The sequence below is a fragment of the Candidatus Scalindua japonica genome (genome assembly GCF_002443295.1).
GTDB classification, from domain to species: Bacteria; Planctomycetota; Brocadiia; order Brocadiales; family Scalinduaceae; genus Scalindua; species Scalindua japonica.
Genome location: NZ_BAOS01000028.1, coordinates 152119 through 174432 on the forward strand (window position 1 = coordinate 152119; position 22314 = coordinate 174432).

At 40.1% G+C, this 22314-nt stretch carries 18 protein-coding genes; 9 read left to right on the plus strand and 9 right to left on the minus strand.

What is annotated here, in order from left to right; translation table 11 throughout:
* The first annotated feature begins 12 nt into the window (after positions 1–12).
* The 4 genes from SCALIN_RS15155 (at position 13) to SCALIN_RS15170 (ending at position 3728) form a co-directional block, all read left to right on the plus strand.
* The gene (locus SCALIN_RS15155) at positions 13–471 is read left to right on the plus strand and encodes an HD-GYP domain-containing protein (protein ID WP_230406641.1); all 459 of its coding nucleotides are present in this window, start codon (positions 13–15) and stop codon (positions 469–471) included.
* Positions 472–832: 361 nt separating this feature from the next.
* On the plus strand, positions 833–979 hold the full coding sequence (locus SCALIN_RS21745; RefSeq protein ID WP_133111943.1) for a hypothetical protein: 147 nt from the start codon (positions 833–835) through the stop codon (positions 977–979).
* A gap of 110 nt (positions 980–1089) precedes the next feature.
* Positions 1090–2400: an LssY C-terminal domain-containing protein gene (locus SCALIN_RS15165; protein WP_162532349.1), complete on the plus strand. Its 1311-nt coding sequence runs from the start codon at positions 1090–1092 to the stop codon at positions 2398–2400.
* Positions 2400–3728: an LssY C-terminal domain-containing protein gene (locus SCALIN_RS15170; RefSeq protein ID WP_096895303.1), complete on the plus strand. Its 1329-nt coding sequence runs from the start codon at positions 2400–2402 to the stop codon at positions 3726–3728. Before SCALIN_RS15165 ends, SCALIN_RS15170 begins: the two co-directional genes overlap by 1 nt.
* Before the next feature lie 121 nt (positions 3729–3849).
* On the opposite strand, the gene SCALIN_RS15175 is transcribed toward SCALIN_RS15170, so the two are convergent.
* Both SCALIN_RS15175 and SCALIN_RS15180 read right to left on the minus strand, forming a co-directional pair.
* Positions 3850–4410: a potassium channel family protein gene (locus SCALIN_RS15175; protein ID WP_096895304.1), complete on the minus strand. Its 561-nt coding sequence runs from the start codon at positions 4408–4410 to the stop codon at positions 3850–3852.
* Between the two features lie 581 nt (positions 4411–4991).
* The gene (locus SCALIN_RS15180) at positions 4992–5372 is read right to left on the minus strand and encodes a VOC family protein (protein WP_096895305.1); all 381 of its coding nucleotides are present in this window, start codon (positions 5370–5372) and stop codon (positions 4992–4994) included.
* Between the two features lie 463 nt (positions 5373–5835).
* On the opposite strand from SCALIN_RS15180, the gene SCALIN_RS22360 reads away from it, so the two are divergent.
* A complete protein-coding gene (locus SCALIN_RS22360; protein WP_162532351.1) occupies positions 5836–5988 on the plus strand; it encodes a hypothetical protein in 153 nt (50 codons plus the stop codon).
* On the opposite strand, the gene SCALIN_RS15185 is transcribed toward SCALIN_RS22360, so the two are convergent.
* The 3 genes from SCALIN_RS15185 to SCALIN_RS15195 form a co-directional block, all read right to left on the minus strand.
* Complete coding sequence (locus SCALIN_RS15185) at positions 5985–6254, minus strand: type II toxin-antitoxin system RelE/ParE family toxin (protein WP_096895306.1); 270 nt, start codon at positions 6252–6254, stop codon at positions 5985–5987. The two genes, SCALIN_RS22360 and SCALIN_RS15185, sit on opposite strands and share 4 nt — an antisense overlap.
* Positions 6254–6520 (minus strand): type II toxin-antitoxin system RelB/DinJ family antitoxin, encoded by a 267-nt coding sequence (locus tag SCALIN_RS15190; RefSeq protein WP_096895307.1) that lies wholly within the window; start codon positions 6518–6520, stop codon positions 6254–6256. Before SCALIN_RS15190 ends, SCALIN_RS15185 begins: the two co-directional genes overlap by 1 nt.
* A gap of 462 nt (positions 6521–6982) precedes the next feature.
* Entirely contained in the window at positions 6983–8677 is a 1695-nt protein-coding gene (locus SCALIN_RS15195; RefSeq protein ID WP_096895308.1) for an OFA family MFS transporter, read from the minus strand.
* A 498-nt stretch (positions 8678–9175) separates the two neighbouring features.
* On the opposite strand from SCALIN_RS15195, the gene SCALIN_RS15200 reads away from it, so the two are divergent.
* The 3 genes from SCALIN_RS15200 to SCALIN_RS15210 are packed head-to-tail and all read left to right on the plus strand — an operon-like array spanning position 9176 to position 13091.
* On the plus strand, positions 9176–11218 hold the full coding sequence (locus SCALIN_RS15200; RefSeq protein ID WP_096895309.1) for a urocanate hydratase: 2043 nt from the start codon (positions 9176–9178) through the stop codon (positions 11216–11218).
* On the plus strand, positions 11215–12489 hold the full coding sequence (hutI, locus tag SCALIN_RS15205) for an imidazolonepropionase (protein WP_096895310.1): 1275 nt from the start codon (positions 11215–11217) through the stop codon (positions 12487–12489). The genes SCALIN_RS15200 and hutI overlap by 4 nt, the downstream gene beginning before the upstream one ends.
* Positions 12474–13091 carry a cyclodeaminase/cyclohydrolase family protein gene (locus tag SCALIN_RS15210; protein ID WP_096895311.1) on the plus strand — a complete coding sequence of 206 codons (618 nt, stop codon included), beginning with the start codon at positions 12474–12476 and terminating at the stop codon, positions 13089–13091. Before hutI ends, SCALIN_RS15210 begins: the two co-directional genes overlap by 16 nt.
* A 148-nt stretch (positions 13092–13239) precedes the next feature.
* On the opposite strand, the gene SCALIN_RS15215 is transcribed toward SCALIN_RS15210, so the two are convergent.
* From SCALIN_RS15215 to SCALIN_RS15225, 3 genes are all read right to left on the minus strand, one after another.
* A complete protein-coding gene (locus SCALIN_RS15215) occupies positions 13240–14553 on the minus strand; it encodes an ISKra4 family transposase (RefSeq protein ID WP_096894570.1) in 1314 nt (437 codons plus the stop codon).
* Between the two features lie 125 nt (positions 14554–14678).
* Positions 14679–15323 carry a DNA adenine methylase gene (locus SCALIN_RS15220; protein WP_096895312.1) on the minus strand — a complete coding sequence of 215 codons (645 nt, stop codon included), beginning with the start codon at positions 15321–15323 and terminating at the stop codon, positions 14679–14681.
* A gap of 90 nt (positions 15324–15413) precedes the next feature.
* Complete coding sequence (locus SCALIN_RS15225; RefSeq protein ID WP_096895313.1) at positions 15414–18578, minus strand: PD-(D/E)XK nuclease family protein; 3165 nt, start codon at positions 18576–18578, stop codon at positions 15414–15416.
* A gap of 506 nt (positions 18579–19084) precedes the next feature.
* Here SCALIN_RS15225 and SCALIN_RS15230 point away from each other — a divergent pair.
* Positions 19085–21010 (plus strand): cation:proton antiporter domain-containing protein, encoded by a 1926-nt coding sequence (locus SCALIN_RS15230; protein WP_096895314.1) that lies wholly within the window; start codon positions 19085–19087, stop codon positions 21008–21010.
* Between the two features lie 72 nt (positions 21011–21082).
* On the opposite strand, the gene SCALIN_RS15235 is transcribed toward SCALIN_RS15230, so the two are convergent.
* Positions 21083–21991 (minus strand): paraquat-inducible protein A, encoded by a 909-nt coding sequence (locus tag SCALIN_RS15235; RefSeq protein ID WP_096895315.1) that lies wholly within the window; start codon positions 21989–21991, stop codon positions 21083–21085.
* Positions 21992–22314: the final 323 nt, after the last annotated feature.

Below are 22314 nucleotides of genomic sequence, written 5' to 3' on the forward strand. Positions count from 1 at the left end.
ATAGCTGATAATATTCTTCTTAAACCCGGTAATCTTACAGACAGTGAATTCGATATCATGAAAAGCCACGTCACACAGGGTCTACAAATATTAGAGCAGTCAGAATGGTTGAAGGATGCTGGAGAAGTCGTTGGCAGTCCCCATGAAAAGCTGAATGGCGATGGCTATCTTAATGGACTTAGCGGAGGAAGTATTCCTTTTACAGCCAGAATATTTTCCATTGCAGATGTTTTTGATGCATTGTGTTCCAGACGCCCATATAAGGAACCTTTTACATTTGAAGAGACAATGAAGATAATCCGTGAGAACACTGGAAACCATTTTGATTCAGTGTTAATAGATATTTTTTGTACTATTGCCAGATCACTCTATGAAGATTATGCTGGCCGTGAAGATGATGTTATTAAAATAGAAGTTGATAGAATAATTCAAAAATATTTTCTAGGGAACAATAATATAATATTAGACTAACATTAAATAATACAACGCATACTTGATAATTTAATTTCGCGAGGTTTGAAGCTACGTAACTGTCGTTATACCAGGGTAGGTCATTCAGTAATTGTCAATATATTTGATCTTGACCGGAATAAAATTGCAAAATACCTGGACAATGACCATGAAAATATTAGAGCGGTCGAGACCATATGCATACATCTGAATCACCGATTCCTCTTAATCAGAATTGGTATAATATAATCAGGGTTAACGGAACTCCATATATTTTATACGGTGTTCCACTCACTAACAGCAGTGGAGAAAAAGTTTCTTATGTGGAAGGCGTTTTTGCGGTAAGTTATTTGAACCATTTTTTACTACGGAGCCAGAAGGTATGGGAACAGGACTTGGTCTGTCGGTAACAAGAAATATTATTGATCTACATAAGGCTGCTATTAATATTACGAATCGAAAAGCTGGCGGTAACAGATGTGTCTATAAATATCGTTCCTGTAACAATCTCAAAATAAGTGAAAAATAAATTGTAGGGCTCGTTTCCCAAACGAGTCTGATAATAAGGGTTGTTTGGGAAACAGCCCCTACAGTATAAACATGTATAATTCTAATTATGCAATAATTATGGATGAAATAATGATGACAAAAAAAGTTCGAGTTACAGCAGTGTTTGGACTCCTGACTTTATTGATAGTGTGGCTTCCTGCCTGTCAAACATACAATCCGACACCGTTGGAAGAAGTATCCTTCCTCCAACGCTCACAGACTAAGGCCGTTGGAGGATTAACGGTGACTGCGGCAGTTCTCTCACATGAGGAGAGCGAGCAGATATTCGGCAGGCCGCTGGCAGAGAAGGGGATCCAGCCGGTTTGGCTGGAGATTAAAAATGGTGAAGAATTACCGTATTTCCTCATCTCCCGGTCACTCGATCCAACATATTTTTCCGCGTCCGAAGTGGCATATATGCACAGGGTGGCAGGCAAAAAAACAAATAAGAGAATTGCTGATGATTACAGAAAACTGGCCATTGATATCCGCATACCTTCGGGGGAGACAATGTCAGGTTTTGTATTTGCGCGGTTTGATCTAGGAACAAAGGTTGTTCCTGTTGTCCTGTTCGGGCCGCAGCAGGTCAGGTCAGTTGTTTTCTACATTCCTGTTACCGGTTTTAAAGGCGAAGATAAAGATATTGATATTGACAATCTTTATAAGCAGGGTCAGATTGTCATGTTTGAAGAAGAGGAAACATTTCGAACAAAGCTTGCCGGTTTCCAATGCTGTTCACGTGACGAAAGTGATAGTAACGATAATGTACCTCTCAATGTTGTATTGATTGGAAATCGCAATGTGATACATGATACACTCTCCAGGGCTGGATGGAAGAAACCCGGAGCTTTCTCGTTTTCAACATCGCTTAAAACAGCAGAAGCTTTCTTTTCGGGTGAGTTTCCGCTAAGTATACCAGCCACACCGCAATATCTCTTCGGCCGTGAACAGGATATATCACTACATAAAGGACGTGACAGCTTACACAATCGTAACCGTCTGAACCTCTGGCTCTCCCCATGGATATTCAAAGGTCAGAACGTATGGATTGGTAATATCAGCCGTGATATTGGTATTAAACGAAAGCACAAATCATTGAACCTTGCAAACAAAATTGACCCGGATATTGACAATGCTTATTATTACCTTTTTATGGATGTTATGATGGTTCAGGGACTAGCTAAATTTGGGGTCGTCAAAGGCATGGGTAAATCCTCACCGGGAACCCCGGGAAAAACATTGTCTGGCAACCCGTACTGGACTGAAGGCAAACGTGCAGTACTACTCTTGTCAGATGATCGAATAGCCATGAACAAGGTTGATTTTTTTAATTGGGATTTTGCCAAAAGTGTAAAAGCGGCGATACAAAAACTGGAACAGAAATATACAGAGAAAGAATAATGTCAATGAAGTTTGTACAAATAGAAATTACAATACAAAGTTTGACGGCTGTTATTATGCTTGTTCTGATTTCTGCCTGCGGAACATATAATCCAATACCTATTAATGAAGTAAATTTTCATCAACGCTCACAGACTAAGAAAGTTGGCAAGTTGACGGTGACAGCATCGGTGCTATCACCCAAAGAGAGCAAACAGATATTCGGCAGACCGCTGGCAAAGAAAGGGATCCAGCCCGTATGGCTGGAGATTATAAATAACGAAGATACCCCGTTTGCCATTATCGTTATAGCTATTGACCCAAAATACTTTTCTTCCACAGAGGCGGCAGAAATTAATAGGGTGTCGGATAAAGACAAAAATAAGCAAATGGAAGAGGATTACAGAAAGTTGGCCCTTGACATACTCATAAATCCGGGGGAAACAGAGTCAGGTTTTGTATTTACAAACCTCGGTTTTGGCACCAAGGTAGTGCCAGTTGTCATGTTTGGCCCGAAGCAGGTCAGAACAGTTGTTTTCTACATACCTGTACCTGGCATTAAGGCCGACCATATGCGCGTTAATTTTGATGATCTATACCAACCGGAGGAATTCATTAAATTTGATAAAGAAGAGGATTTTCGCGCAAAACTCTTTGATTTCCAATGCTGTGCACGAAACGAGAAGGATACCAAAGACGGTGATCCTCTTAATATTGTACTGGTCGGAAGGCCGGATTTGATATACGGTGCTCTTGCTCGTGCCGGATGGGACGAAACAGAAGCAGTCACATTTTCTACCGGCTTAAAGATGGCAAAGGCATTCATTACGGGCAATATGTACTTGAACGCCCCGATCAGTCCCCAATATGTATTTGGCAGGGCTCAAGATATTGCTCTCCAGAAGGGGCGAGATTCTGTTAATGAGCGTAACCATATGCGTCTCTGGCTTACGCCATGGATCTTCTGTGGTATGTCTGTCTGGATTGGACAAATAAGCCGCGATATAGGTATTCGGATGACAACAGGCGTATGGAACCTTACGACTCATGCGGTTGACCCGGAAGTGGACGACGCTCGCGACTATCTGATAATGGACGTCATGGCTGTACAGGGCCTAACTAAGCTGGGTATGGTTGAAGGTGTTGGTGCTGCCACACCTGAAAAACCCCGTGAAATTATCCTCGGAGACCAGTACTGGACGGATGGGCTTCGTGCAGTGATGCTTTTTTCGGAGGAACCGGTGGCTATGGACGAGATTGAATTCTTCATTTGGGATTTTCGCTTAAAAGAGGCAAAAGAGATTATTGAAAAGCTGCAAGAGGAATCTGCTTCAAGGAATTTTGAATGAGGTATTCTTTTGTTTGATGTCCCTGTTTGTTTGACTTATAACTGCCGACAATAGCATGACACATTCTATCAGAACATATAGCTGATCAATTGAAACTGCTGGACGATGATGTGTTTATATGCTACTTAATCTGTTTTTCTCTACTCATTGATTGTGCAATGTGAATACCGACCAATCTTGCAATCAGTATGGCTATATAAAGCTGTCCTGTAACAGCCTCAAGAAATGAGAAGGTATTTGCCAGATCCGTTGTGGGAGTTATATCTCCGTAACCCAGTGTTGTGATAGTAACAAAACTGTAGTAAATATAAAGGCGTCTGCCTGCCTCGATTTGAGCTTGTCCTGTGGCAAAAGATCCCGGGTGAATACTCTCAACAACTGAATAAACGAACGCCCACATTATGGCAATGAGCAGATAAACAACAATTGACGCATAGATAACATTGATTGTAACTTCGCGTTCGTTGAATATGAAAGACAGGATAACTACTATCAGAAAAACCAGAAATGCTATTACAAAGCAATCTCCCACGAAAATCAGAAAAGGTATATCTACAAATCGGTTTAGCCAGATTGAGACGAGCATTGGCAAGGCAAGCGATGCAGCAATGATGGCAATATAGGTTTTCCTGCTTGCAGCGTAGGTTCCGAATATCAAGGTAGTCGTAAAAAATACATCCATCAGGACACGAATACCTATAAAGTCCTTAAAGATGGGTGAGATAACCAGCAGGCACAATATAGAGATGAGGAGAAAAAGGAATCTATCTTTGAAACAGGTTTGTCTTAGCGAATTATTAATATTGTCCCTCGCAAATATTCATAAGTGTTGATTTGGCTGACAATTATAATGGTACACCTTTAAATTACCAAGAACCATAAATACCTTTCTTGCTGATTTTTTAATGAGACGTTTCAAAAACTTTATGAGAGTATCAAAATTTATTTTATTCTCATATACCATCAACTCACTTTGCCTTGATTCGTAACGGTAGAGATCAAATCGACCCGTTTACACTTGGGGTGAAGACGAATTGCTTGGCTGCGTGTTTGCTGCTGTTCTTCTGTTGTTAGTTTTCTTGCATCGGTTTTTTTCATGCAGAAGTTGTAATATATTTGGATAGTATATTCACGTATTTAATTGCCGAGTTAATATGCCGGGATTTTCAGTTAATTAACAAATGACTCTAAGTTCTTTATCAGCTTTGCGGCGCTTTTTGTTCGAGGATCGATAAAATGCTAAAGAAATTATTTACACCACTTCTACGGTTTCTGTTTCACTTCAATTAAGTTACCGGAAAAGTCTTTGAGAAAGTAGACGGTCTTATCCTTATATTTCCCGATGATGACATTTGCATCAAACTGCTTTGCCTTTCCCGTAAGATTTGACAGACTATCTACCATTATAGCGAAATGGGTGAAATTGGGATTTTCAGGTTGAAAATCCGATACGAATACCTCGATCTTTATCCCCTCGCCTTCGACAACCAGGACCTTGATCTCTTTGTCAACAGAAAACAGCTGCTGTGAAAGTTCCGATGGCAGGAGAATCTCTCTTGTCTTTTTGAGACCAAGAAAATCCACATAAAACTTCAGCGCCTGCTCTTCGTTCTTATTAATGATACCAACGTGATTTAATTCCATGGAATATTTTAACTGGTAACAATCCAATATGCAAGTCTAAGATTCAAAGCAAAATGGTAGTAGCAGGTGGGTGGCATGGACAATCAATCTTTGGCTTGACCGTGTTTGTTAACTCTTCATAGAACCTGACACTTGTTTTCTGTATTGTCTGAAAGCGGTTTAAACATACGAATTGCATATGTATTTCGTTTAATCTCTTTTTTTAAGGATTCAAGTCGTTACAATCCGTATTCATTTTTCTGGCTCATTGATTAAGAGGATTTGGTCGGAATATGGAACGTTGCTTCAAATATTGCGGAAAATAACACCAGAGCAATTATTCCCAAAATGTGCCACCCATTGATTAGCAAATTTGTTACGGATGCTACTATTCCAATCATACCTATGATCTTTATTTTCCCTTTCATTATTCCTCCTTAGATACTTTTGCCTAAGAATAACCCAGAACTACAGGAATTGCAATATGAAAGATTATTGGCAAATTGCTTGCCCGAAAGACAGGTCAGGCGGGTACGAATTGGCACTAAAAGAGAAAAGATTTACCGCTCCCCGGACAAAAGGCGCCGAGGACAAGGAGGCGCGAAAGACGCAAAGAGAAGATGTAAGAGAAATTTAGTTAAAGAGGTCTGAGTGTGTTCCGGTCCTTTCAAATATTATCTCTTCTTCTGTAGTTTTATAAATTAAGAGCCAGTCTGCTTCGACATGACACTCTCGTCTACCTTTATAGTAACCGACGAGTTTGTGGTCTCTATACCTGGCATCAAGAGGAATTCCATTTACAAGATCATGCATTATGTTCTTGATCTTATTTGATGACTTTCCACGGTTCTGCATCTTTTTCAGGTCTTTTGCAAATTGCCTTGTGTATACTGGAGTTAACATCAGATTCCCAATTTCTTGAACATATCATTGGCATCCTCACAGCGTACAAGATTCTTGCCGGTATCAGTATCTTTTAAGACCTTTCCTGTTACTTTATTGGGAACAACTGCATCAAAAGGTAAACCGTTTCTCAATTTGACCTGTTTGTAAAAAAGGTTAATTGCCTCAGTCGTGGATAATCCTAATTTTTCAAAAAGAGTCTCAACCTCTTTCTTCAATGACGGATTAATTCGTGCTCTTACTGTTGCAGTTTTAGTCTTGCTCATTTTTCTACACTCCTTTATTATAACTAAAGTTTATCCAGCATAGCCCAATTGAGCTACAAATGCAATATAATAGATTAGACACAAACTCCATGAATTGACACTGAAGGGAAAAGTAAAATAAAAACTCACCGCTCGCCGGACAAAAGGAGCCAAGAGCTCAAATGAAAGAATAAGGAGAACTTTAGCCACAGATTTTTATTTACAGGCTCAAGAGAGAGAAGAAAGATATTAGTATTTTAGCCGCCTCCAGAATGTATGTCGGGCTGGCAAATGGTTGTTCGGGCAAGTACGAAATACTATTTAAGGATTATTGAATTCAAGAATTGGAAAGCTAAACCCTGAACCGTAACAGTCCAGGGCAGGCAGGATACTAAAAATTTCTTATATTCCAATCTACTTCTACATAACATGATTACCTTATTGGAACAGGAGAATCGACAATCGACTCTTATCTCTATTTAATCAGTCACCATTCATGTGGTGTCGTTCATGGACAGGCCTAACGAATACGTTTGCAATAAGAGCGATTGCCAATAAACCGGCCATAACGTACATTGTTGTGTTGTATAGTGTTGGAGAAGGGTCAGTAACTCCGCTTGGAACGATTGCCATGAGATTGGAAATTGTTACTGTTTTCTGTTCGACGAGCTGTGAAAGCTGGCTTATTCCGGCGCCATATGTCCGTTCAAAAACTGCAGGGTCAGCTTTTGCAGCAAGTCCTTCAATAGCGTTTATCCGCGAAGCCTCCCGGAGTTGTGTAATTGCCAGTGGACCCAGAACTCCCGCAGTGCTCCATGCGGTAAGCAGTCGGCCATGAATACCCCCTACATAGCGGGCCCCAAATATATCGGCAAGGTAAGCGGGAATCGTCGCAAAGCCCCCTCCATACATGGTAAAAATTATCATGGTAGCGCCGTAGAAAATAGTCAGCCATATTGCAGCAGGAGAAGCCTGGACTTTGATAGCCGTATAGGGTATAGACAAATAGAGAAAAATACCAAGAGCAAAAAATATGTAATAGGTTACTTTACGGCCAATGTAATCGGAAATACTGGCCCAGAAAAAGCGACCTAACATATTGAAGACACTGATCATGAGGACATATGTACCCGCATATGCCGCATCAACAATGAATGGCAGAGTAGAACCAAATATTTCTGACATCATGGTTTTTGCCACGCCGATAACTCCAATACCGGCAGTAACATTAAAACAGAGGACGACCCAGAGCAGATAAAACTGAGGGGTCTTCAGCGCCTGGTCTATGTGAACATCGTTCTGAGAAATCATTTTGCTCTCTGCTTTTTCGGCAGTATGTGGGACCCAACCCTGAGGCAACCAGCCCTCGTGGGGAATTCTATAGGAAAAAGCAGCTATTGTCATGATGACAAAATAGATAATTCCCAGCGTAAAGAACGTTTCAGTCGCGCCGGTAGACCCGGAATTAACTACGTAAACACCCGGTTCCCCGGGTACAATCATCCTTGAAACGTCGTTGGCTCCAACGACAACTACTTCAGTAAGCTGTCCTGCAATTTCAGCAAACCGCCTGCCGCCTTCCGTAACCAGTTCAACGGCATCTATCGCACCTAAATATTCCGGTGCTTTATAAAAACATGCCAGCAGGTTATCAATGCTGAGCTTTGCTATTATAGCACCACCACCAAAACCCATAATGGCCATTCCGGCGGCCATACCCCTTCTATCAGGAAACCACCGTATGAGAGTAGAGACCGGAGAGACATATCCAAGTCCCAGTCCGCAACCGCCTATAACACCATATCCGAAGTAAATTAACCACAACTGATGGGTCATTATGCCCGCACCACCAATCATGAAGCCCCCACCCCAACAGCAGGCCGCGACAAAACCAACCATTCTGGGGCCAACGGTTTCGAGCCACTTTCCCGCAAAAGCTGCAGCTAGTCCTAAAAAGACAATTGCAACGGAAAAAATCCAGACTACCTGACCAAGAGACCAGTCGTCAGCAGAACTTGCCGCCCCACCGATTACTTTAATCAGTGCGGGGTTAAACATGCTCCACGCATAAACAGAACCGATACACAAATGTATTGCAATAGATGCCGGTGGTACAAGCCAGCGATTAAAACCCGGTTTTGCTATGATATTTTTCTTGCTTAGTCCAAAGAATGACATTGTATTTTGCTCTCTCCTGATTGTTATAGTGTTATAGATGTTTGAAAATCGAAAAGTATTCGAATCATGTTATAGATAATTTTTAATCTTTCTTTGCCATATATCTGCAGGAAATAATGTTTCAAATGGGCTCATTAAAACAGAATATCTTAATATTACAACTTTTTTTTGAGTTTATAATGAGATTTAAAGCTTACTTAAATAAAAATTACTGGTATAAAGGGAAAAACAGCAATAGTGATTACTGATAATTTCCCTTTGATTCATAAGTTCTTGAGGGTTAAAATATTTCAGCTTGATGAAAAATCAGATTACAACGAACACATATCTATCTATGAGAAAATTTCATGTTCTTTCAAGGTACCACGAAACTCGCCTGAGTGAATAAACTAAAGGCACAACAAAAATATAAAGTATCGAAAGTCAGAATCAGTTTCCCTGTCTGCTTCCTGAGAGGAACCAGATAGGGAAACTATTTTCAGGTTAAAGGAAAAGGGAATGAATCACAATAATGATATTTCCGTGGCAATGACCATCCAACTCGAAGAGATATTTAATCAATTACCCCAAATGCCTGATTTTGTTAAAGGTGTCAGGAGGGCTCCCAAAAGGGAGTTTACTTTATCCCGGAAAGAGACGGGACTCGCCTTAAAAAATGCGCTTCGCTATACCCCCGAAAAATGGCACGCAGGACTGGCACCTGAATTTCTAGAGGAGCTACTTTCTACAGGAAGGATTTATGGATACCGTTTCAGACCGAAAGGAAAGATAGCCTCTAAACCGGTTGATCAATACAACGGTAACTGCATAGAGGGGAAAGGGTTTCAGGTAATGATCGATAATAATCTTGATTTTGATATCGCACTTTATCCTTACGAACTGGTTACCTACGGTGAGACGGGACAGGTGTGTCAAAACTGGATGCAGTACAGGCTTATCAAGAAATATCTGGAAGAGTTGACGCGAAATCAGACGCTGGTCATCGAATCAGGCCATCCGGTCGGTCTATTTGAATCCGCACCTGAGTCACCACGGGTGATAATTACCAACGCCCTCATGGTGGGCTGCTTTGATGATCAGGAGAGCTGGCACAGAGCATCAGCACTTGGTGTTGCAAATTACGGCCAGATGACAGCTGGTGGATGGATGTATATCGGGCCGCAGGGTATTGTTCATGGCACATACAGTACTATCCTGAATGCCGGAAGATTGAAACTCGAAATTGCAGAAGATAAAGATTTACGAGGACGTCTGTTTGTATCTTCCGGCCTTGGCGGAATGAGCGGTGCGCAGGGCAAAGCGGTAGAGATTGCCAATGGTGTCGGCATCATTGCTGAGGTTGATTATTCAAGAATCCAGACAAGGCACGAACAGGGCTGGATTGGCAGGATTGCTCATGATCCGGCGGAAGCATTCAATCTGGCGAAAGAGTATCAACAGAAAAAAGAGACCCTGTCAATTGCATTTTACGGAAACATTGTAGACCTGCTGGAGTATGCCGTAAATAACAGTATTGCCATTGACCTGTTATCCGACCAGACCTCATGTCACGCAGCTTACGAAGGTGGGTATTGCCCTCAAGGTTTGTTCTTCGAAGAGCGCACAGAACTACTAAAGACGGATCACACAAAATTCAAGGAATATGTAGATCGGTCGTTAAAGCGTCACTTTCAATTGATAAAGACTATGGTAGATAGAGGGGTATTCTTTTTTGATTATGGAAACAGCTTCTTAAAGGCGGTATTTGATGCTGGCGTTAAAGAAATCTGCAAAAACGGTAAAGATACAACCGAGGGATTTGTCTTTCCCTCTTATGTCGAAGATATCATGGGGCCGGTTTTATTTGATTATGGATATGGCCCGTTTCGATGGGTTTGCCTCAGTGGAAAGAAAGATGAACTCATCAAGACCGATAAAGCGGCCATGGAATGCATAGACCCAAACGCAAGATTCCAGGATAAAGATAACTATATCTGGATCAGAGATGCAGAAAAACATAACCTTGTTGTAGGTACACAGGCAAGAATATTATATCAGGATTCCGCGGGTAGAATGAATATTGCACTCAAATTCAATGAAATGGTCCGTAATGGAGAGGTTGGACCGGTGATGATTGGCAGAGACCATCACGATACTGGAGGTACCGACTCGCCATTCAGAGAAACGGCAAATATAAAGGACGGCAGTAATATTATGGCAGATATGGCTACACAGTGTTTTGCAGGAAACGTTGCAAGGGGTATGAGCCTGGTCACACTTCACAACGGCGGTGGCGTCGGTATTGGAAAGGCGATAAACGGTGGTTTTGGGCTCGTACTGGACGGAAGCAAGAGAGTAGACAACATCATCCGACTGGCAATACCCTGGGACGTCATGGGCGGTGTTGCAAGGAGAAGCTGGGCAAGAAATGAGAATTCGATTGAAACCTGTATCAAGTATAATATTGAACGTATAGGGAGAGATCACATTACGCTCCCTTTTATTGCAGATGATAAACTCGTGGATAAACTTGTTTCAAACGCATTTGAGAAAAACATATGAAAGGTAATGTAATAATCAAAAACGCCTCCCAGCTTGTAACCTGCAGTGGGTTTCAGGCTAAACAGGGGGGAGATATGTCCGAGTTACATATAATTAATGATGGAGCAGTGGTTATCGAAAAAGGGGTAATAACGGCTGTCGGCAAGTCCGGGGAGGTTTTGGAAAAGTTTACTGAAACAGAGTTCGATACTATTGATGCAACGGGTAAGGCTGTTTTACCCGGATTTATTGATTCCCATACCCACTTTGTCTTTGGTGGTTATAGAGCTGAGGAGTTTTCCTGGCGACTGGGTGGAGAAGATTATATGGAGATAATGAAACGAGGCGGTGGTATTGTTGCAACAGTAAATGCTACTCGGGAAGCATCCAGGGAAGAGTTGATAGTGTCGGGGAGAAAACGTCTTGATTCAATGTTGTCATTTGGTGTTACTACTATTGAAGGAAAAAGCGGCTATGGGCTGGATGAAAAGACAGAGATAAAGCAGCTGGAAGCCATGGTTGAATTAGACAAACATCATCCTGTGGATATTGTCAGGACTTTTCTTGGGGCACATGCGGTCCCTGAAAATTTTAAAAACAGAGAAGAGAAATTTATTGACTACATGGTAGACAATGTAATGCCACAAGTCGTCGATAGAAACCTTGCTGAATTTTGTGATGTTTTTTGCGAGAAAGAGGTATTCTCGGTAGAACAGTCAAGGCGGTTACTAACTAAAGCAAAAGAGTTTGGGTTTAAGTTGAAAATACATGCAGATGAAATCTTTCAACTTGGCGGCACTGAACTGGCAGCTGAACTTGGCGCGATTTCAGCCGACCATCTGCTCCATGCTTCTGACAAGGGCATTGCTGAATTGGCAGATGAAGGTGTTGTAGCTACACTTCTACCGGGAACAGCATTCAGTCTGAAGGAGTCATATGCTAAAGGAAGAAATATTGTTGATCAGGGTTGTGCGGTAGCGCTGGCAACAGATTTTAATCCTGGGAGTTGTCACACTGAATCGATACCACTGATTTTTGTTCTGGCCACTCTTTATACTGGCTTAACAATAGAAGAAGCGGTTACCTCATTAACGATAAATGGGGCTGCGGCAATTGACAGAGCAGATAAGGTAGGAAGTGTTGATGTGGGAAAATTCGGGGATCTAATAATCCTGGAATTTCCGTCATATAAATTTATCCCTTATCATATCGGTGTCAGTTGTGTGGAAAAAGTTATTAAAAACGGTATAATTGTATTTGATAAAGCAAATAAATCATGTTATCAGAACTGACCATAAAAGAGTTTCTGAAAAAGGTAGCATCGGATTCTCCAGCTCCCGGTGGGGGAAGCGTGGCAGCTTTAAGCGCCGCGCTTGCGGCAAGTCTGACTGAAATGGTAGCAAACTTGACTATTGGTAAAAAAAGTTATGATGATGTTGGTGATGAGATGAAAGCCGTTGCGCAAGGTGCTTTACGTTTGAAAAATGACCTTATCCTGACTATTGATAGCGATTCTAATGCTTATGATGATGTGATGGCTGCAATAAAGCTGCCAGGTAATAGCGAAGAGGAAAAGTACCTTAAAGAACAGAAGATTCAACGTGGGTTGAAACATGCAGTCACAGTGCCATTAGACGTAGCTGAATATGCTATCCAGGTAATGGAACTGGCCGGAAAGGCCGTGAAAAAGGGAAATAAAAATACCGTTACAGACGGTGCCGTTGCAGTTATGATGGCAAGAACGGCAGTTCTGTCCGCCATATACAATATTAAAATCAACTTGAAAGCGATAAAAAACAAAGCGTTTATCGACAAAACTTCAAAACGGGTTAAAGAACTTGAAACAGAAGCCTTAAACAGAGAACATGAGTTATTGTTGAATATAGATTTATAATTTACCATACATATCTTTAAAAGTAATTCTTCCATGTAGTCTACTGTTTAGTGGTTTTTGACTTTTTATTTCCAATGCGAATACCTAAAATTCTTCATTCACTTATCTTTTCCATGTTTATCGGGAGTATTCCCATTTTTTTGTAAATTTATTTAACGAGTCGGAGACTTTTCCTAGATTTTTTGTTTTTAATTCTTTCTTGGTCGTCTTTTTTGTATTTTTCGATAATTTTATCGTACGTACCGTTATATTTCGCACATCTGATCTTGAGCATGTTATTAGCATTTTGGGCATACCACCAAGCTCCTGATCGTTTAAGCCTTGTATGGCTAATGAATTTATTAGCGCTTTCAATCGCACCGCTACCAATGTGATACCCTCCTCGCTTGGTGGTATCGTAATGCATCTTTTCGCAATGATTTGTAAGGTAGGTATAAAACTTATCAATTTTATCCTGAACCTCTTGAGTTTGCGCTTTCATCTTTCCAAGACCGCCAAGCACATCTTCGTGGTCGCCAAAATGTATTCTTGTCAAAGTCGCCTCGCACCACTGGCGAGACTCTCTTGTCTCTTTTCCATAATGTGCGTTACCCACACCATGTACATACTCTGAGCAATGGTAGTAGTCGAGGATTTCTTTTGCTGAGGGAAATATCTCTTTGCAACGGTTCCAAATCCAGTGAGCTCCGTCTCCTATGATTCCCAAGCGTATCTCCGCTTCGGGGATAAGACCTGCCTCCTTGATCTTCACTAGATCTTGAGCTAATTCGTGATCTTCGCAGACCTGATGCCAGCTGATTAAATGATTAATGCTTGTACCATCGATGAGATAAAGCCTAAAACCTTTAATCTCTTTCCATTCTCCTTTTCCTCTTTTCTCTTTGCGGCGGTGAGGGCTGGGCTCTGGACGCATCGGGCCGTGGGCTCCATCCAGGGCGAGCATCATAATGGGACGACGAAACTTATTCTTTGAGATGTTTTCTATCTTTTTGTGAATCTCTTCTTTAGACGGACAGATATCTAAAATCCCCACTTCCTGACCTATGGTATTCGTGGCCTCATGCATATGATGTTCGCTTAGCTTTACACCAGTTATCCTCTCGTAGGTCTCGCTGGCCGTCTCATAAGCGGTTTCGCTAGACAACCAGGCTTCAACATCCTGTATATCATACTGTTTCGAGGATCGAGACAACCCAAGGGCTTCATCTAATGGATAATTTCCAAAACTGCACGCTCTGCAATAAAAATAAGGTCTCTCCAATTCAAATTGACCCGCAAGGGTCTGGATTGTCCTGGATAATTTGTCGTGCCTTTGCATGCTTTTGCCGCAATCGGGGCAGTCACAATTTTGCTGATTCAATAAATGACCGAACTTCCTCTTTATCAATCCAAGGATCATCTGACCCAATATTTCGGATCTTTCCTGAAAAACAGCTTTTGAGATTTCTCCTAAATCTTCCATTGGGTACTCTCGCTCAATCTTGTCAAGTCGCTTGTCCAAAAAGTCATAAAATAAAGTTCTCCAGTTCTCTGATGACTCTGCTTTTCTCGCCGCAAAACCCAAAAATATCTCCTCTTAAAATATTTCTATTGTTCCCTGACTATATCCATCGCAGAGAGTAACGCCTGGCGCTCTAATATTGGCATTGATTGAAGTCTCGCCGTCCACCTTTGTGTTTTTCTCTTTATCCGTTCTCGTTCACGAAAGTTATTGCCAAGATAACGATATTCATGTAGTTCCACCGGAATATTATAGTTCATCCATAGCCACTCTGTCGCCACACCATGGTGACAGGCCGCCTGATAACTATGTGTATGCCATCCCTTCAAAGACTCTCTGTATAAAAGCGACTCATAACCGGATATCATCACCATGCAGGGAAGTGATTTCAATAATTCCAAAAGTACCGTGTGGTCTTTATGGCTATATTCATATTTATAGAGCCGACCACTCTTCCTTCTTGTCTCGCGAAGGTACGGTGGGTCGCAATATATCAGCTCGTTGCCAGTGAAAGGATAATCATTCAGATAATTAATTGCGTCATCATGGACCAATTCAAAACCTGGTGGTTTAACATTCGTCCACATTTCAACAACATCCTGGTCTAATTCTATCCCAATATTACTTCTGGCAGGACGTTTGTTCCGCATAACTGCGCCACCGCCCAAATGTGTCTCTATGTAGACATCATGGGGTGGCATAAGATTGATTAACTTTTGGAATACTCCCATGTTTATCCGTGTCCAGTCGTTTGTTTAGCTTTTTGTACCAATTTGTACCCGCCTGACCGGTCTTTCGGGCAAGAAATTTATGTCTAATAATCAACTCAATCGCCATTTATCAATACGGCAGACGTTCGCGAAATCGCAGATCCCTTCACCGCAAAAATCTATATTTGCCGGAGCAAGTTCAATCCTTCCGTTTCGGATCTCTCTTGCGAATTTCAGGATATGTTTTTCAGCATTTTTCAACATCTTGTTAAACTCTTTATTATCAACCGAAAGTGATTTTTTCACTGGTTTTATATTGAGGTTGAGATTATCAATTAGTTCCTGATTGTATATTCCGGTCTTTTTAGATGATTTCAATGCGTAAATTTCTGCGGCAACGGGTACAATTTTAAACACGTCTCTCAATGCAAGCAGGTAGATTGGCAGTTGTAAATCCAGTCCTTCTTCCAAATCTGTTTTTTTGAATTCTGTCTGTCCATATTTATAGTCAATAATTAAACCTATTTTTTTCCCGTCAACCTCTGAGATATCAACCCTGTCAATCTTACCCGAGAGTTCGATACTCTCTTTCTTGCCATCACTGATTTTCAATGTTGCCAATTCATCATTCCCGAACTCCTTTTCCAAAAGGGAAGGTTTGAATGTTGGCTCATTTAACAATTTTTCCAAAGATTCAAATGCCAGTAGAGTCTTTATCATCTCATATTTGATCTTCAATTCCTCAAATCCAATAATAATTCTCCTTGTTTTTTGATAAAAAATGTTATCAAATATTTCTGTGACATCTCTAATTTCATTAAAATATTTCTCAAGGACCTTGTGCATGATACTGCCCTGCATCAATAAATCCAGTGTTTTCGGGATAGACTGCCTGAGTTTCAGCGTCGTTCTTCCAAAATATTTGTAAGGGCATTGGGCATAGTCTTTCAGCTTTGTAGGAGAAAACCTTGTACACTCCCTACTAATCTTTTCTATTACCATTTTGTCAGATAATTTCAGCATCAGATTATTGTAGGAATCGGCCAATACGATTAACGAGCGGAGTTCTTCCCTTAATAAGTCTTTATCTTCTGTATTGTTGTAGAGCCACAATGCGATATCTTTTTCGTATTGCTCTCTATTAGATGTACAGGGGGTATTAAGGTGATAATAGACATAACTCTTTGCATCAGTGGATCCAGCGATCTCTTCAGGCTCGGGAATTATACTTGAAATTTTTCTGTATGTCGTAAACTCTTCAAGCTCCTTTTTAGAAAACAACTTTTGCATATCAGAAAGGAAAAATGAGGGTAGCGTCAAACTGCCGTTACTGTTCGTAGATGGGTAGGAGAGATAAAGCCTCTCCTTTGCACGCGTAATGGCTATATAGAACAGATACCTCTCTTCGTCTATCTGCTCACTGGCCTCCCTCAGGACTATCTTTCCAGTAGCGTTCAACCTGCTTCTGTAATAATCCTTCAGAAAAATGTCCTCACGAATTTGGCGTGGAAACTCCTTTTCCAATAAACCTCCTAAAAAGACTACAGGCATTTCCCACTGTCTGGCTTCCAGTACGTTGATAACATTAACTACCTCTTTTCTTCTGTCTATTTTCTTATATGATGTCAAGTCTACCTGTGATTCAAGTATGTGAATGAATTCTTCGAATGAAATGGTTTTCGTACCACCGGCAAGTTCTTCTATGGTTGCACTGTTAATGATAGTGAGAAATTCTCTTAATGCCCCAGCATCAGATTTCATCAGATCTGTGATTTCTCTGTTAAAATTATTTTCTGCGGTGTCAGTCCGATACCTGTCATCAGGTTTGCCAGATGATCCAAAAGCCGGTATGTAAAACAGGGCCACAATGTCAGTAAAGCAGTCGCAAAAATGACGGAACGTGTTCCTTTTTTCTAATTTGCTAAAAATCTTCTTTAACTTTTTCAGGAAATCAGTAACAGATTCTAATTCTGGAAGAGAGGCAAGTCTCAACCACTTATTATAATCGTCTGTTTTGCCTTTTTTCAGGTATTCCTGTTCTAATGTATAGATAATGTTTCTGTCTATACCTATATTAGATTTCAATGTCTTCCAGACAGCTTTGTCCTGCCACTTTTGAGTATATATTCTTGCGGTATTAATTATGGAATTAATCAAGGGATTCTCTTTTAAAAGTTTTTTGCTGTAGATTCTTACCGGAATGCTGAATCTTGTAAATGTGTCTTCAACTATACCCTGATACTTTTCTATGTTTCTGAATATTATTACAATTTGACTGAGAGTGTATCCTTCCTCATAAGTCAGTTTTTTAATTCTACGGACGATTTGTTCCACCTCATCCTGCACATTAGCAGCAACGGTGATCTGTAATGACTCTTTCGGAATAATATATTCATGGGATGATTGGTTGTCATAAGGGGAAAATATGTTGGTTTCAATATATCTTAACATCTTAGAGGGAGTTCTTCTGTTTTCATTAAGCTTCACTACCTTAAGCTCCAACCTTGAAAGCCTGGAGAAGGTTTTGTTAGAAATCCGGAAAGCAGGTAGTACCGGATCAGAGATTTGATGAGGCAGTGTGATATAAACATTTTGTATAAGAGAAGACAATTTGTTTAGAAATTTCAGTTCCAGTTGTGTGTAATCGTGAAAACCATCTACTAATAACATTTCAACTTCTGGAAAAGTGGTTTTGTCAAGAGTTGATAACGCTTGTGTTAAGAGATCTTCTTTGTCAATTACACTGTCTTTGATCAGAGCCTGTTGATAGCTACTATAAAGAGAGAGTAGTTCGTTGCACTTCAGGTTGAAGGGTGAAAGTGCCTTGCTGACTTGAACTGTTTTGAGTAAGTCCTTAAAGGCAGTTGGATCAAGTGAATTTTCCTTGATCTCTCTTACAAAACTCAAAAAGGCATTTTTAAAACCCGCATAATTTGAAACCTCAGAGAAATAACCGGCATTGGCATCTTTAAGAACGTTTGAAAGGACTAGGTCCTTTTCTCTTTCACTGAGAGGTTTCCGCAAAAGTAAATTATCTATATGATCAACTATTTTAGTTGCAAGGCCGGAGAAGGTGACAAGCCCCGTATCCAGATAACCTTCGTAAGAGGAACTCCTTAAGATATGGTCTCTGATATGTTCAACCTGGCTGTGAGTTGGCAGGATAAATAGAACGTTATCCTCCTTGTGTCCCTCAACATAATGAAGAAATCTCTGAAGAACAAGATGTGTTTTGCCACTACCGGCCTTTCCTAAGACTAAAAACCTTTCTTGCATGTCGAATATTTTACAACACTGATTCAATTGGTTTCAAAAGAGACTTTGTAGCATAGTACACAGAATAATAGATTTTACCGGTAGTATCAAAATGGAGCCTGTTCCCAGGTATTAATTATATTTCTCTATCTTTTTATTCATAAATAATTCAAAATACAATCCTGAAGCATTTTTAGTTGAGAGGCAACCGTATTATACAATTAATAGTGTAATCTTCTCTATACTTTTATTACTCTGGATTCCTGATAATAATTTCTTCCGTAAAACGTCGGAAACATAAAGAAACAATTACGAAAAATGAGTTAAAACTTCACTGAAGATTAACATTACATAAAGTTTTCAACGTTTTTGTAATGGGTTCTCCACTTTTTTTCTAAAGTGGACAATTCAGGGCTTAATTTTTGAAAAGCACTTGAATTTTGTCAATAATTTTACTAACCTAACAAATTCTCTAAAAGACAATTGCCCTTTATCTCATCTCTTAAATAAACTGACGAGAGATACTTATGGATGATTATTTGACAATTTTATTTTTTGTAGCCAGCTTTGGAATGGTCGCGCTGGCATCAAAACAAATAGCAGAATATTTTTCTAAAATAAAGCTACCACTTATAAGTGGCTTTATTTTTACCGGTGTTATTGCAGGCCCTTATGTATTAAAGCTTATCAATGTTGAAGTCATTACACAGGTCCATTTTGTTGATGAATTATCACTTGGTTTTATCGCATTTGCTGCAGGTTCAGAACTGTTTTTAAAAGAGTACAAAGACCACTTTCGCAGTATCAGGATCATTACAACATCTCTTGCTCTTGGCGCGTTTATTATTTGCAGTACAGCCGTCTATTTAATAGCAGACTATATTCCATTTATGAGCGACATGCCTAATCCATCCAGGCTGGCAATTGCTCTTTTAGCAGGGGCAATATTAGTAGCAAGATCCCCGGCTTCGGCAATCGCTATTATAAAAGAGATGCGGGCCAAGGGTCGCTTTACCAGGACAGTCATTGGGGTTACTGTTGTTATAGACGTTCTGGTAATTATGATCTTTGCAATAACTTCAACTATTGCTGATGCTATCTTTACACAATTGAATTTTGACTATAGTTTTGTTTTGCTCCTATTGGGTGAATTTGCGATATCTATAGTGCTGGGAGTTGTAATTGGAAAGATTTTACAGGGAGTACTGTCTTTAAGAGTTCCCGATAAAATAAAGACTGCTTTTGTTTTATTAACCGGATATTTGGTCTTTCTATTTTCCGAGTATTTAAGAGAAATATCTGACCAATACCTCTCTTTTGAAGTACTCCTGGAACCTCTGCTATTATGTATGATTGGAAGTTTTTTTGTCGTAAATTTTACGAATCGACGAAATGAATTGAGCAAAGTTCTCCAGCAAGCGGGTCCTACGGTTTACATAATTTTTTTCACCCTTGCGGGGGCGAGTATGGAGTTAGATGTTCTCGCTGGCGTCTGGCATATTGCACTTGCTCTTTTCTTCGTTAGAATATTTTCACTATTTGTTGGTACCTTTACCGGTGGTGTAATTGCGGGAGAGCGGATGCGGCACAATCGACTTGCGTGGATGGGGTATATAACACAGGCGGGTGTCGGACTGGGATTAGCAAAAGAGGTGGCCGTAGAGTTTCCTGACTGGGGAAGAGAGTTCTCCTCAATAATAATGGCAATTATTATACTAAATCAATTGGTTGGACCTCTACTTTTTAAGTGGGTCCTGGTTCTGGTTAAAGAGTCTCACTTGCGCGATAAATTTGGAAGTGAGTCAAAACGAAGTGCGATAATTTTTGGTCAGGATGCTCGTGCAATTACACTCGACATACAGCTACGATCTCACTTCTGGAATGTAAAAGTTATCTCTACAGAATTGAGGGACAGTGTAAGAGCTGCAAGTCATGGTACAGAATTGATACCGGTTGATGACTTCTCTTTAAAAACATTGAAAGAGGTTGGATGCAACAGTGCGGGAACGATAGTCACGATACTTCCTGATGATGACAGCTATAATATCTGTGAATTAGCATATGAGAATTTTCCAAAAACGAAATTAGTAGTGGACCTGGATGAAAGAGATATCTCAAGACGTTTTGAAGAACTTGGTGCTTTGACTGTAATTGAATCAACAGCAATTGTAAGCCTCCTTGATCATTTTGTAAGATCACCTGCGGGTTCATCACTTCTCTTAGGGATGACTTCTAATAAGGATATTATCGATATTGAGGTAACGAATCCAGACTTATATGGAACTCTTCTCAGTGACTTGAAACTGCCACTCGATATTCTTATTCTTTCCATCCAACGGGCAGGAGAAACTGTGTTTGTACACGGAAATATCAGGTTTGAAAAGGGTGACAAAATTACTGTTGTCGGGACGAATGAAGGCTTAAAGGAAGTATCTTTAAAGTTTTCATCATGATACATCGGGTAATTGATGGAAGTCCGGTTGTTAGAAAACAGACAACAGCAAATATTGTGCGGTACATAATTATCAAAACGTGTCATGCTCCTCTCTTACTGCAAGATCAATAATTTGTGAAGATGCTATTGAAAGGATACAGTATCCCAAGAAGAAGTAGAGTCCAACTAATGTATTTGCTTCAGTGTCTATTCCGGAATTCATATTAGAAAATGATAAGTAGGAGAGAAATGTCGCAACGACAAATACATCTACCATAGACCATTTGCCTATCCTGCCTACAGTTTTAATAACAAGTCCGCTATTTCTGAAATGCCTGCTCAGTAATAAAAGGACGGACAATGTCAGTTTAATGAATGGTACAAGTACACTAAAGCCAAAGATGGAAACTGCCACTACATAGTTTCTGCTTTCCAGAAGAACATAGATAAGATCAATAACCGATTTGCTCTGGAAATAGTAGTACATTCTCCCTTCGAAAACCTTGTCAGGGATATCAAGCTCTCCAATAAAAGGCATGGTGAATTTTAAGGGTATAGTAAGGTTTGTGCTGAATGCCCCAATCTCCAACATAGGGGTAATTATGCCTATCACCAGACAAGCAAGGGCAATAGTAATCATGCTTAAGCCGACTACCTTGAATAAATGACTTCCTCCCCAATAGACGAATAGCACCATGAGTATGAAAGCAGCAGAACTTACAATAAAATAATATGAGGAGGTCAATGCGGCATTATAATGTACCTCTGAGCCTTTCAATTTTTCTGTCGAAGTAGACTTTTTGCTATCCCACCCTGAACCGGTAAACATCCACTCCTCAACGTTCAGTATACGGTCTTCAAAATTCAATATCTCCACATAACCGGATTTATCTTTTACATACTCTTTGCTGTGGTTATATATAGCGACTCCATCAAAAACGGCACCGATTATATATAAAAGTACTATAATGTAGAAATAGTATAGGGAGTTTTTCTTCATATAATTCTATTTGACAGTTGACAGCTTTCAAAAATGTTTTCTTATATTAATTGAATCATATTTTAGCTAGATATTATAATGATTTAAAATTAATATTTTAGTCTTGAAGATATTGCCCTGATTGTAGTAGCATATCTCCAGAGAAGAATTGTTAATCCGTCAGTCTCAATAATAGCTCTCTGCACTGTTGCCGACTGCCACAAAATGGCATATATTGTACGGCAATGATAAATGAATACAATATATTGTAATGCTGTCGTGATAGTAAAGCTTTTAATGGTTATTGAGTGACCACAGATGTTTTGCTTAATAATGTATAGTAT

Bases quoted from the DNA above. Each gene is read 5' to 3' on its own strand.
- SCALIN_RS15200 (WP_096895309.1), top strand. From the start codon at position 9,176: ATGAATCACAATAATGATATTTCCGTGGCAATGACCATCCAACTCGAA.
- SCALIN_RS15195 (WP_096895308.1), bottom strand. From the start codon at position 8,677: ATGTCATTCTTTGGACTAAGCAAGAAAAATATCATAGCAAAACCGGGT.
- SCALIN_RS15230 (WP_096895314.1), top strand. From the start codon at position 19,085: ATGGATGATTATTTGACAATTTTATTTTTTGTAGCCAGCTTTGGAATG.
- SCALIN_RS15165 (WP_162532349.1), top strand. From the start codon at position 1,090: ATGATGACAAAAAAAGTTCGAGTTACAGCAGTGTTTGGACTCCTGACT.
- SCALIN_RS15175 (WP_096895304.1), bottom strand. From the start codon at position 4,410: ATGGATGTATTTTTTACGACTACCTTGATATTCGGAACCTACGCTGCA.
- SCALIN_RS15210 (WP_096895311.1), top strand. From the start codon at position 12,474: ATGTTATCAGAACTGACCATAAAAGAGTTTCTGAAAAAGGTAGCATCG.
- hutI (WP_096895310.1), top strand. From the start codon at position 11,215: ATGAAAGGTAATGTAATAATCAAAAACGCCTCCCAGCTTGTAACCTGC.
- SCALIN_RS15170 (WP_096895303.1), top strand. From the start codon at position 2,400: ATGTCAATGAAGTTTGTACAAATAGAAATTACAATACAAAGTTTGACG.
- SCALIN_RS15225 (WP_096895313.1), bottom strand. From the start codon at position 18,578: ATGCAAGAAAGGTTTTTAGTCTTAGGAAAGGCCGGTAGTGGCAAAACA.
- SCALIN_RS15235 (WP_096895315.1), bottom strand. From the start codon at position 21,991: ATGAAGAAAAACTCCCTATACTATTTCTACATTATAGTACTTTTATAT.
- SCALIN_RS15215 (WP_096894570.1), bottom strand. From the start codon at position 14,553: ATGGAAGATTTAGGAGAAATCTCAAAAGCTGTTTTTCAGGAAAGATCC.
- SCALIN_RS15220 (WP_096895312.1), bottom strand. From the start codon at position 15,323: ATGGGAGTATTCCAAAAGTTAATCAATCTTATGCCACCCCATGATGTC.
- SCALIN_RS15180 (WP_096895305.1), bottom strand. From the start codon at position 5,372: ATGGAATTAAATCACGTTGGTATCATTAATAAGAACGAAGAGCAGGCG.
- SCALIN_RS22360 (WP_162532351.1), top strand. From the start codon at position 5,836: ATGAAAGATTATTGGCAAATTGCTTGCCCGAAAGACAGGTCAGGCGGG.
- SCALIN_RS15185 (WP_096895306.1), bottom strand. From the start codon at position 6,254: ATGTTAACTCCAGTATACACAAGGCAATTTGCAAAAGACCTGAAAAAG.
- SCALIN_RS15190 (WP_096895307.1), bottom strand. From the start codon at position 6,520: ATGAGCAAGACTAAAACTGCAACAGTAAGAGCACGAATTAATCCGTCA.
- SCALIN_RS21745 (WP_133111943.1), top strand. From the start codon at position 833: ATGGGAACAGGACTTGGTCTGTCGGTAACAAGAAATATTATTGATCTA.